1 pseudogene is annotated in these 647 nt (G+C 42.2%); it reads right to left on the bottom strand.

Annotated features, from left to right (window positions below):
• Positions 1–647: pseudogene (locus F935_RS19165) on the bottom strand (Ig-like domain-containing protein); the annotation flags it as partial.

Here is a 647-nt window from a genome sequence, read left to right on the forward strand (position 1 = left end):
GCATCTGTAAACGTTACTTTGGCATCAATGGTTTTATCTGCATCAGCCGCTAAACCACTACCTGGTACGCTTACACTCCAAGTACCTGCAACCTTGTCTACAATCGCAGTGTACTCTTGACCATTGATTACAACAGTTACGACTGTATTTGCTGCATCTGCTGGAATGTTTTTCAAAATACCAGTAATCGTGACATTGCCTGCTGCTTCAGATGCATTAAGTACATTATCAGATGTAACTGAATTAACAGAGAAAGTTACCCCATCTGTATTTGGTGGAGTAGTATCGGCAGGGGTTGAAGAATCATTATTTCAAAAGCTTACAGTCACGGTTGATCCCGCTTCTGCTGTACCTGTCACTGGGTCAGTGGCATTGATTGGATCAAGCACCGGTGCATTTGGTGCAGTGGTATCTACTGTATAAGTTTGTGTATCGTTAACAGTGCTGCTATTACCTGCTGCATCTGTAAACGTTACTTTGGCATCAATGGTTTTATCTGCATCAGTTGCTAAACCACTACCCGGCACACTTACTGTCCAAGTACCTGCTACCTTATCTACTGTTGCAGTATATGTTTGCCCATTAATAACAACTGTAACGACTGTATTCGTCGCATCTGCCGGAACATTTTTAAGAACACCTGTAAT

It is taken from the genome of Acinetobacter calcoaceticus ANC 3811, assembly GCF_000399665.1.
In the GTDB taxonomy this organism is placed as follows: Bacteria; Pseudomonadota; Gammaproteobacteria; order Pseudomonadales; family Moraxellaceae; genus Acinetobacter; species Acinetobacter calcoaceticus_B.